Source organism: Hominiventricola sp. (assembly GCF_057604405.1).
Map to the genome: position 1 here is coordinate 1 of NZ_DBLYVB010000035.1, position 11073 is coordinate 11073.

At 44.7% G+C, this 11073-nt stretch carries 9 protein-coding genes and 1 pseudogene; all 10 read right to left on the reverse strand.

Annotated elements, in window-relative coordinates:
- A pseudogene (locus ACZMB2_RS13125) lies at positions 1 to 338 on the reverse strand (TIGR03943 family putative permease subunit); the annotation flags it as partial.
- 17 nt (positions 339 to 355) lie between these two features.
- On the reverse strand, positions 356 to 1420 hold the full coding sequence (locus ACZMB2_RS13130; RefSeq protein ID WP_487597073.1) for a CobW family GTP-binding protein: 1065 nt from the start codon (positions 1418 to 1420) through the stop codon (positions 356 to 358).
- A gap of 81 nt (positions 1421 to 1501) precedes the next feature.
- Positions 1502 to 1861, reverse strand: a complete 360-nt coding sequence (gene rplT / locus ACZMB2_RS13135; protein WP_118771479.1) for a 50S ribosomal protein L20 — start codon at positions 1859 to 1861, stop codon at positions 1502 to 1504.
- 31 nt (positions 1862 to 1892) lie between these two features.
- Positions 1893 to 2090, reverse strand: a complete 198-nt coding sequence (gene rpmI, locus ACZMB2_RS13140) for a 50S ribosomal protein L35 (protein ID WP_118771480.1) — start codon at positions 2088 to 2090, stop codon at positions 1893 to 1895.
- Positions 2091 to 2148: 58 nt separating this feature from the next.
- The gene (infC, locus tag ACZMB2_RS13145; RefSeq protein ID WP_487597074.1) at positions 2149 to 2643 is read right to left on the reverse strand and encodes a translation initiation factor IF-3; all 495 of its coding nucleotides are present in this window, start codon (positions 2641 to 2643) and stop codon (positions 2149 to 2151) included.
- 210 nt (positions 2644 to 2853) lie between these two features.
- Positions 2854 to 3027 carry a DUF4250 domain-containing protein gene (locus ACZMB2_RS13150; RefSeq protein WP_487597075.1) on the reverse strand — a complete coding sequence of 58 codons (174 nt, stop codon included), beginning with the start codon at positions 3025 to 3027 and terminating at the stop codon, positions 2854 to 2856.
- Between the two features lie 18 nt (positions 3028 to 3045).
- A complete protein-coding gene (locus ACZMB2_RS13155; RefSeq protein ID WP_487597076.1) occupies positions 3046 to 5007 on the reverse strand; it encodes a fructose-1,6-bisphosphatase in 1962 nt (653 codons plus the stop codon).
- Between the two features lie 82 nt (positions 5008 to 5089).
- Complete coding sequence (gene clpB / locus ACZMB2_RS13160; RefSeq protein ID WP_487597077.1) at positions 5090 to 7672, reverse strand: ATP-dependent chaperone ClpB; 2583 nt, start codon at positions 7670 to 7672, stop codon at positions 5090 to 5092.
- A gap of 235 nt (positions 7673 to 7907) precedes the next feature.
- Complete coding sequence (locus ACZMB2_RS13165; protein ID WP_487597078.1) at positions 7908 to 9632, reverse strand: ABC transporter ATP-binding protein; 1725 nt, start codon at positions 9630 to 9632, stop codon at positions 7908 to 7910.
- Between the two features lie 593 nt (positions 9633 to 10225).
- A partial coding sequence (locus tag ACZMB2_RS13170; protein WP_487597079.1) for an IS3 family transposase occupies positions 10226 to 11073 on the reverse strand: 848 nt, incomplete at its 5' end.

The window sequence follows — 11073 nt, forward strand, 5'->3', positions numbered from 1 at the left end:
ACCTGCGCCACGAACCAGCCCTTCGGCATATTCATCTCGCGCAGATAATCCAGTCCCCACATACAGTTATATTCTACAATAACCTGGGTAGGTTTGTATTTCTTCTGGCACTCTGCCAGAAACATTTCGTTAAATTCGGATTTGTCCTCCAGCATTACCAGAGTGGTATTGCTTTTCCGAAGCACCTCATCCTCGTACTCTTCTATTCCTTCCTCGCAGGCAATGACCAGATTGCGCTCGCCATCAGAAAAATATTCGTCTGACAGCGTTTCCATCGCAAACTGGGTTTTGCCGCTCTCCAGAAATCCGTGTACTACAAATACCGGGATTTTCGCCATGTTCAATCTCCTTTTATTTAAGCCAGCCCGAACAGTTTTGCCAGTTCCTCTTCATCAAGATGAGAACCGATCACACACAGGCGGCCTGTGTAATCCGCATCTCCTCTGCGGATTTCATATTCTTCCGGAACCATATCAAAGTGCAGCCAGGTACCGTCTGTACACGGAATAATTCCCTTTGCACGCAGAATGATGCCATATTCGTCACCATCGGAAAGTTTCTTCAGGATGTCACGCAGCTGTTCCTCGCTGTATTTGTGCGGAGTCTCCTGACCCCAGCTGGAGAACACTTCGTCTGCATGATGGTGATGATGATGGTCATGGTCATGATCGTGGCAGCCACAGGTGCAGTCATCGCCATGCTCATGGTCGTGATGATGCTCGTGATCATGGTCATGATGGTGCTCGTGATCATGGTCATGATCGCAGCAATGGTCATGATCCTCATGCTCATGAAGATGCTCCATCTCCTCTTTCAAAATCAGATCCTGATGCTCCATAGCAGCCAAAATCTGCTCCCCTTTCAGCTCATCCCACGGAGTCGTGATGATGGTAGCCTTCGGATTCTTCTCTTTTAACATCTTTACAGCAGCATCCAGTTTGTCCTCGGACATCTTCTGGGTACGGCTCATAACGATGGTTCCTGCATTCTCTACCTGATTATTAAAGAACTCACCAAAGTTCTTCATATACATTTTGCACTTCTGTCCGTCTACAACGGTAATGGAGCTGTTCAGTTCCACCGGCTCATGAGCAGCAACACCCTGTACGGCTCTGGTGACGTCGGAAAGCTTACCTACGCCTGACGGCTCAATCAGGATGCGGTCCGGAGCATAGGTCTCAATAACCTGTTTCAGGGCAGTACCGAAATCACCTACCAGAGAGCAGCAGATACAGCCGGAATTCATCTCGGTAATCTGTACGCCGGCATCCTTCAGGAAACCGCCATCGATGCCGATCTCGCCGAACTCATTCTCGATCAGAACAATCTTCTGACCTGCGAATACCTCTTTCAGCATTTTTTTGATCAGTGTGGTCTTGCCGGCTCCAAGGAAACCGGAAATAATCTCAATCTTTGTCATGCTATTTTCCTTCTTTCTCTGAGCAAAAAGCCCTCGGATGCTTACCATGCGGCAGGACTCCCAAGGGCTTTCGTTTGTTACTTATTTATTCAGTGCTTTTTTAGCAGTCTCTGCCAGAGCAGTGAAAGCTGCTGCATCGTTTACTGCAAGATCAGCAAGGATCTTACGGTTCATCTCAACGCCTGCGCTCTTCAGTCCGTACATAAATTTGCTGTAGGACAGTCCGTTCATACGTGCTGCTGCATTGATACGAGCGATCCACAGCTGTCTGAACTGACGTTTTCTCTCTTTACGTCCAGCGTATGCACTGGTCAGTGCTCTCATTACAGACTGTTTTGCAACTCTGTACTGTTTGCTTCTAGCTCCTCTGTAGCCCTTTGCGAGCTTTAATACTCTATTGTGTTTCTTTTTAGCGTTTAATGCGCCTTTAACTCTTGCCATTTTTCTTCCTCCTTAACTTTCTTCCCAAATCTTATAAATACGGCAGAATCTTCTTCATGCTCTTAACGTTGGTAGCATCCGTGATGATGGATTTACGAAGATTTCTCTTTCTCTTCTGGGATTTTTTCGTTAAGATATGGCTCTTATAAGCTTTCATTCTCTTTAACTGACCTGTTCCGGTCTTTTTGAAACGTTTCGCAGCTGCTCTGCTAGTTTTTACCTTTGGCATATGTTTGTTCCTCCTGTGAAATCTAAATTATACTACAGGCCCCCTGGCCCTTGTTATTTTAACGCTTTTCCGTTAAAAACATCGTCATACTGCGGCCTTCCATCTTCGGAGCCTTATCAATCGTTGCGATGTCTGCCATGCGCTCTGCAAACACGTCCAGAATCTTCTTGCTGCTCTGTACATGTGCCATCTCACGGCCGCGGAAACGTAAAGTAACCTTTACCTTATCACCCTTCTGGATGAATTTTCTGGCTGCATTCACCTTAGTGTTCAGGTCATTCTCATCAATATTCGGGGACAGACGCACCTCTTTGATCTCAATGGTCTTCTGCTTTTTCTTTGCTTCCTTCTCTCTGCGTGCCTGCTCATAACGATACTTACCGTAATCGATGATCTTGCATACCGGCGGCTTTGCTGTAGGTGCGATCTTTACCAGATCAAGCTCCGCCTCTCTTGCCATCTTCATTGCCTCGCTGGCAGACATAATTCCTAACTGTTCCCCGTTCTGACCGACTACACGAACCTCACGGTCGCGAATCTGCTCATTGATCATTAACTCGCTAATTGTCGTACACCTCCGCAATTGTTGCACAAAAAAAGTGGATAGAAAACTATCCACTTTCTACATGAAAAATGCTCTTCGCACCATCTTTTCACGATATAAACCCGGGTCACCGCTTGTGCCGAGGTGAGAGTGGATACTCTTCTTTCATTTCATAACCTTGTATAGATTATCACACTTATTTTCTGCTGTCAACTATTTTTATACAAATTTATTTAATTTTTCATCATACTCGTAATCAATGGTTTTCAGCTTCTTTTTCAGCTCTTCCGCTGACACATCCTGGCTGTTGCAGAACCCTTCCAGACTCTTATAGAAATCCCTAAGCTGGGTATTCACATAGCTTAACAGCATCATTGGATCTTCCGGTAACATGGTGTTTCCTCTTTCCTCTTATTTTTTCTTATCATTCTCCACAATGAGACCGGACCGGTAAGCTTCCAGCAGCTCTTTCAGCTCGCTGATGCGCTCTCTGAGCACCCCGCCAGTATCCGTATCTCCCACCAGACATCTGTACTGGGTCCGGCTCACAGCCACACGTTCGGAATGAATGTCCTTCTCATCGCGTACCGCTTCTTCCACAGAAGTGAAGGGATCGTGGGATGAAAGCATCAGTCCATAGGAATTATACGTAAGGGTGTAACCTGCAATGCCTGTTGTCTTCTGGTATGCCCTGGAAAATCCTCCATCAATGACCAGTACCTTGCCGCCGCACTTCACCGGACTTTCACCGTCCTTATGATGTACCGGCACATGACCGTTGATAATGTGGGTGCCTTCTTTGCCAAGTCCGAATTCCTGCAGGATCTTATCCACCACCTGCTCATCTTCCAGGAAATCATAATAGGCATTTTTCAATTCCACATGGGTTGCCTTGTCAGCAATAAAATAACGTTCAAAAGTGGTCATCTGATCTTTTCCGAACAAGGGCGAGTTAGGACCTGCCCAGATATACCACATAAGATCTGCACCTTTCGCCCTTTCCTTCTCATCCACTGCAAAAAATGCCCGGCGCACATACACTTCCAGGATATCATAAAGTGCCTTGCCTTTATAAGTTTTTCCATAGACCTGTACTTCCTTGAAACCGCCGTTGGCATTCAGCGGAATGCAGCCATGATACAGAAGATTTCCATTATATACTTTATATAAGCTTCCCCGGTTCAGCAGAAGCTTCATATGAGACTGCAGCTTGTCGCATTTGAGGAATGCGATTCTAAGCCGTTCCATCACTTCTGCTTCCTCCGCCGTCAATTCATAAGGATGTTCCGGATCAATAGTGGGGAAATTCGTATCCAACAGCGGATATTCCTTATTTTTAATGGTAATGGTTCCCTTCTCATAGTCAATCCGGTGCAGGAGACGACGATGTTCCATATGGTATTCCGGCCTCCGCTCCAGGAGCTGACCCTCCAGTTTGAACTGAATAATGGAAATTGCCTTGTGAATCTGAATGTTCAGGCGGTTTTCTGCCTCTGTGGCTGCCTCTCCTCCCTTTACCTTAAACTGGGCGCAGGGATCGTCCTTATAGGTGCGCAGCGCAAAGGTTGCCAGAGGAAGCAGGTTAATCCCATATCCATCCTCCAGAATATCAAGATTTCCATAGCGGGCACAGATACGCGTAATCGTAGCAATGCAGGAAAGCTGTCCCGCTGCCGCTCCCATCCAGACCATATCATGGTTTCCCCACTGGATATCCAGAGAATGATATTCCATGAGCTTATCCATAATGAAATGCGGTCCCGGACCTCTGTCATAAATATCCCCCAGAATATGCAGATGATCCACTACCAGCCGCTGAATCAGTTCCGCCAGCGCAATAATGAAATTTTCCGCCCGGTCTATGGAAATGATGGTATCGACGATGGCATCGTAATACCCTTCTTTATCCAATACTTCGGATTTCTCCGTAATCAGTTCTTCGATCACGTAGGCATAATCTTTCGGAAGTGCTTTCCTTACCTTTGACCGGGTATATTTGGAAGAAACTTTCTTGCAGACCTCAATCAACCGGTACAGCATAATTTTATACCAGTTATCCATATCCTCTTCCGTCTTCCGCACATACTCAATTTTCTCTTCCGGATAGTAAATAAGAGTGGCCAGCGCACGTTTATCTGCCGTTGTCAGCGTATGCCCGAAGACATCATCGATTTTCTTCCGCACTGCACCGGAACCGTTTCGCAGTACGTGGGAAAAAGCTTCATATTCCCCGTGAATATCTGTCAGAAAATGTTCCGTACCCTTCGGCAGATTCAAAATCGACTGAAGATTGATAATCTCCGTTGCTGCTGACGCAATGGTCGGATACAGTTCTGAAAGCCTCTGCAGGTATCGCAATTCCTCTTTTTCCATAAAAAACCTCCCATAATATCATATATCCCATAAAATACCTGATAGGATTATGATACCATGAGAGGTCTCATTTTACCATTCTTTATTTTGTATGGATGGTCAGTCCGTTACCGTCTGTATCCACCACCATGACACTTCCTGCATGGACTTCTCCACCGAGAATGAATCTGGCTGCCATGGTTTCCACATTTTTCTGAAGGAATCTCTTCAGAGGACGTGCTCCATAGACCGGATCATAACCATGCTCCACGATGTAAGCTTTCGCTGCATCGGTCAGCTCAATGGTCAGTTCCTTATCCTCCAGACGCTTGTTCACATCTGCCATCATCAGATCAATGATGTTGCCAATGTTGTTCTTCGTCAGCGGTTTAAACAGGATAATCTCATCAAGACGGTTCAGGAACTCCGGTCTGAAATGTCCGCGCAGATCGTTCATTACCTGTGCTTCACACTCCGGACGGATGTCACCATTTTCATCAATGCCTTCCAGCAGATAACTGGAACCAATGTTGGAAGTCATAATGAGAATCGTGTTCTTAAAGTCCACCGTTCTTCCCTGGGAATCTGTGATACGGCCATCATCCAGCACCTGCAGCAGTACATTGAATACATCCGGATGGGCTTTCTCAATCTCATCGAACAGTACAACAGAGTAGGGATGTCTTCTGACTGCTTCTGTCAGCTGGCCACCCTCCTCATATCCTACATATCCGGGCGGCGCTCCGATCAAACGGGATACGGAGTATTTCTCCATATACTCACTCATATCGATACGCACCATATTCTGTTCATCATCGAACAGGCTGGCTGCCAGTGCCTTAGCAAGCTCTGTCTTACCAACACCGGTAGGTCCAAGGAACAGGAAGGAACCAATCGGTTTGGTCGGATCCTTGATGCCTGCTTTGGAACGGATAATCGCATCCGTTACTTTCTGCACACCTTCATCCTGGCCGATAACCCGTTTGTGGAGTTCTTCGTCCAGATGGAGGGTTTTATTTCTCTCACTCTCCGTCAGTTTTGCTACCGGAATACCGGTCCAGCGGGAAATGATTCTGGCAATCTCCTCATCTGTAACACTCTCATGTACCAGAGACAGGTCTTTGTTCTTGACCTTCTCTTCCTCGTCCTCCAACTGCTTCTGCAGCTGCGGCAGACGGCCATACTGAAGCTGTGCTGCTTTCTCCAGGTCATAACCCTGCTGGGCAGCCTGGATCTGTTTGTTCACATCCTCGATCTCCTCACGGAGTTTAGAGAGATTCTCGACGGATTTCTTCTCGTCATCCCACTGAGCTTTCTTATTATTAAACTCATCCCGCAGATCAGCCAGTTCCTTCTGAAGATTCTCCAGACGTTCCTGACTGAGACGGTCTGTCTCTTTCTTAAGAGCTGCTTCCTCGATCTCCAGCTGCAGCACTTTCCGGCGCAGCTCGTCAAGTTCGGTCGGCATGGAATCCAGTTCCGTTTTAATAAGGGCACAGGCCTCATCTACCAGGTCAATGGCCTTGTCCGGCAGAAAACGCTCGGAAATATAACGATGGGACAAGGTTGCTGCTGCCACCAGAGCAGAGTCTGTGATCTTAACCCCATGGAATACTTCGTAACGCTCTTTCAGACCTCTCAAGATGGAAATCGTATCTTCTACGGTCGGCTCGTCTACCAGTACCTGCTGGAAACGACGCTCCAGAGCCGCATCTTTCTCAATGTACTGACGGTATTCATCCAGCGTGGTCGCACCGATACAATGAAGCTCGCCTCTTGCCAGAAGCGGTTTCAACAGGTTACCGGCATCCATGGCACCGTCGGTCTTGCCGGCACCTACAATCAGATGCAGTTCATCGATGAACAGGATAATTTGTCCTTCGCTCTTTCTGACTTCTTCCAGAACGGCTTTCAGACGTTCCTCAAATTCACCTCTGTATTTGGCACCTGCTACCAGGGAACCCATATCAAGTGAAAAAATCTTCTTATTCTTCAGTCCTTCCGGAACATCACCGCGGACAATCCGCTGTGCCAGACCTTCAACGACTGCTGTCTTACCAACACCAGGCTCACCGATGAGCACCGGATTATTCTTGGTCTTACGGGACAGGATACGGATCACATTGCGAATCTCGGAATCACGTCCGATGACCGGATCAAGCTTCTGCTCACGAGCACGCTCTACCAGCTCTGTACCATACTTCGTCAGAGTATCATACGTAGCTTCCGGATTATCACTGGTGACTCTCTGATTGCCCCTGACGGTAGAAAGGGCCTGCAGGAACTTATCCCTGGTAATTCCATTCTCACGGAACAGCTCCTTCATGGAAGGACTTGGATTATCAAGCAGAGACAGGAACAGATGCTCTACGGATACGTACTCATCACCCATCCGTTTTGCTTCATCCTCTGCGCTGATCAGTGCTTTATTCAGGTACTGGCCAATATAAGGCTGACCGCCTGATACTTTCACACGCTTGTTCAACGCCTGTTCTACCTGCTCTTTAAATAAAGTATCATCTATGTTCATCTTGGAAATCAGTCTGGCAATCAGACTTTCTTCCTGTGTCAGAAGACTGTACAGAAGATGCTCCTGCTCAATCTCCTGATTACCATACTCCATGGCAATCTTCTCAAGCTCGTTCACTGCCTGAACTGATTTCTGAGTAAATTTCTGTATATTCATATGCTCGCCTCCTCGCTTCGCATAACCGATGCCGGATATAAAATCCTGCATACTGATGTCTATTTCTTTGTTCTATGTGTACTATAGCACCGGTTGTTAGCACTGTCAATAGGTGAGTGCTAATTTTTTATGAACTTTCTGTGAAACCTAATTGTGTGAACGATATGAGCTGTGTACGACGTATACCACGGTTTCCAGCAGGTTCATTTCAGACACATGTCCTTGCCTCGTCATTTTATGACATTTCATAATAATGTGCGTAAATCCCACCTTTTTCCAACAGTTCATCATGCGTTCCACATTCTACAATTCCATTTTCTGCAACCACCAGAATTTCATCAGCGTTACGGATTGTTGACAATCTGTGTGCAATCGTAATCGTAGTTCTGTCTTTTGCCAATTCTTCCAGACTCTGCTGGATAAATCTCTCGCTTTCATTATCCAGAGCACTCGTCGCCTCATCCAGAATCAGGATAGGTGGGTTCTTCAAAAATACTCTTGCAATAGAAATCCGCTGTTTCTGACCACCGGACAATCTGGTTCCTCTCTCACCAACGAATGTCTCATACCCATCCGGAAGTTCCATGATGAATTCATGAATATTAGCCTTCTTTGCTGCCTCAATGATCTCTTCCATCGACGCATCTGGTCTGCCATACGCAATATTCTCACGAATACTTCCACAGAACAGATATACATCCTGCTGTACCAGTCCGATCTGTTCACGAAGACTCTGTAATGTCAGTTTCCGCACATCCTTTCCATCGATTGTAATACGCCCTTCAGACACATCGTAAAATCTCGGAAGCAGTGAACAGATGGTTGTCTTTCCACTTCCGGATGCTCCAACCAATGCGATCGATTTTCCTGCCTGGATATCAAAAGAAACATCATCAAGAACCAGTGAGTCATCGTCATTATAATGAAAGGAAACATGTTCATAACGCACATGCCCTTTGATATTTTCCAGTGGCTCCGCATCTTCTGCATCCACAATCTCCGGTTCTGTCTCAACGACATCCAAGAATCTTCTGAATCCGGACAACCCTTTTTGCATCATTTCCGTAAGCTCTACCAGAATCTGGATCGGACTGATAAAAATGCCAATATAAAGCGCATACATTGCCAGATCTGCCGACTCCATCTGTCCATGTGCAATCAGCCAGCCTCCAAACACCAGCGTCATCAGATACATCATCCCCTGAAAGAACAAATTGCCTCCTGTAAAACTACCCATACAACGATAATTTGCATTCTTTGAGCTCAAAAAACCCTGATTGCTCTTTTTAAATTTTTCCCGTTCAATGTCTTCATTCGCAAAAGACTGTACCACACGAATTCCTGCCAGCGTATCCTGAAGGCTGGAATTCAGATTTCCGATCTTACGTCTGTTATCCATAAATGTTGCCTGCATCTTCTTATTCTGTCCATAAGAAAAAAACAGCATAATTGCCACAATCACCAGAAGAGGAATTGCCAGTTTCCAGTTGATTAGAAACAAAAATACAAAAGATCCAATAATTTTGATCAATGAGATAAATAAGTTCTCCGGCCCATGATGTGCAAACTCTGAGATGTCGAATAAATCCGATACCAGTTTGCTCATCATCTGTCCCGAGTTATTCTGATCATAGTATGAAAATGATAATCTTTCATAATGATCGAACAACTGTTGACGCATATCCCGTTCCATATATGCTCCCATCATATGTCCCTGATAACTAACATAATACTTGCATCCTGTCTGGATCATATACATAACAAGCAACACGAGTGTAATCGGAATCAATGCCCGTAAAATCACATCAGAACTCTCTATAAATAATGTCTTCGTCAATGTTCGTAAAATCTGCGGAAAAGCCAGATCAACCAGACTGATCACAGCGGCACAAATCAAATCCAGAAAAAATACCTTCTTATACGGAGCGTAATATTGAATAAATTTCTTTAATGTATGCATATGAATCCCTTATTCCTTTCAAATCAATCTGCTACATTATAACACATCTTCTTCGTAGTAAAAACTGAACGTTTCGTATGGGCTACGTTTGTTCAGCTTTTTCTTTATATGGCTGGCATTTTGCTTGCAAAACATAATTCAAGAATCATCGGAGTGATGGTGAATGACCATGAAGTTAATGAAAAAGAGTATTTTCTGATGATAAAAACGACATCTGATATCAGAGATTGTCATGGCCTGCATTTACAGTTATTGCATGTCCAATAGATTATTGAAAAATCTTTCATAATCAATAAAGGGGCTGTTGCAAAATAGATGAGTAATCATCTAATAGCATACGTACAGCCTCCTTTTTATTTATCACGCCATTCCTGCATGGTTTCATGCATCCGGAGGCCGGACGATGGACTTCGCCCCCTTGTGGAATATTTTGTGTGAAGACAGCACTTCCCTCGCAGCTGCTCCTTTTGGGTATATGGAATGTTTATGTCTCTCCACGCCCAATATTTGCAGTGGAAAAAATATTTTTCGCTATATAGTTTCAGAATGCACTAGTCAACAAAAAGTAGACACTTTTTTCATTTTTTATACACTCAAAACTGAGCATAGTACTCCTTATATTGTTTTGGTGTCAAATAGTTTAATGAGTATGCAGGTCTTTCTTCATTAAAGAACGTAATATACTCTTTTATCTCATTCTCAATGTTTTCATTGCTGGTTATGTGCAGATCTGTAAACATCTCTGTTTTGATCCAGCCATTAATCGCCTCCATTGCTGCATTATCTGTTGGGGTTCCGGCTCTGGACATAGAATGAACGATGTTATATAAAGGCAAAAGCTCATTAAAGTCCTTAGATGCATAGACCGATCCCTGATCTGTATGAAGAATCATTTCCAGACCAGGATACTTTTGCTTGATGGAAATCAAGTCTTTTAGACCACTTATATATGTCATTCTGTCTCCTTTGCGACCTGAAAGCGAGTATGACAGGATTTCATTATTCCAAAGATCCATATACAAGGTCAATTCATAATAACCCCCTTTTAATCGAAATGCAGTCATATCACTTGTGATACACTGCAATGGTCCGGTGATATTTAACCCGGTTGCCATTAGGTTCGGATACACCTTGAATGGATCTCCTGGCTTCTTATAGCGGTAATGCTTGGATATGCTCATAATCCCTGCCGTTTTACAACACTTATGAGCATACTGATCAGACATTTTTAGTCCTGTATCTAAACGAATCTTGGCATTAAGCCAGCGATAGCCATGTGATGGATATTTAGCATGGTATTCCTTGAATAATGCCAGATCACTTACAAAGGATAACAGTCGTTTTGAAGGATGTTCCAGGCGTTTTTTCCACTTGTAAAAGCCACTTCGATTTACATTCATTAATCGGCAAAGAACCGCAACAGGAAATTCTTTTGAAAGTT

Bases quoted from the DNA above. Each gene is read 5' to 3' on its own strand.
- ACZMB2_RS13130 (WP_487597073.1), bottom strand. From the start codon at position 1,420: ATGACAAAGATTGAGATTATTTCCGGTTTCCTTGGAGCCGGCAAGACC.
- rpmI (WP_118771480.1), bottom strand. From the start codon at position 2,090: ATGCCAAAGGTAAAAACTAGCAGAGCAGCTGCGAAACGTTTCAAAAAG.
- ACZMB2_RS13165 (WP_487597078.1), bottom strand. From the start codon at position 9,632: ATGCATACATTAAAGAAATTTATTCAATATTACGCTCCGTATAAGAAG.
- rplT (WP_118771479.1), bottom strand. From the start codon at position 1,861: ATGGCAAGAGTTAAAGGCGCATTAAACGCTAAAAAGAAACACAATAGA.
- ACZMB2_RS13155 (WP_487597076.1), bottom strand. From the start codon at position 5,007: ATGGAAAAAGAGGAATTGCGATACCTGCAGAGGCTTTCAGAACTGTAT.
- ACZMB2_RS13150 (WP_487597075.1), bottom strand. From the start codon at position 3,027: ATGTTACCGGAAGATCCAATGATGCTGTTAAGCTATGTGAATACCCAG.
- infC (WP_487597074.1), bottom strand. From the start codon at position 2,643: ATGATCAATGAGCAGATTCGCGACCGTGAGGTTCGTGTAGTCGGTCAG.
- clpB (WP_487597077.1), bottom strand. From the start codon at position 7,672: ATGAATATACAGAAATTTACTCAGAAATCAGTTCAGGCAGTGAACGAG.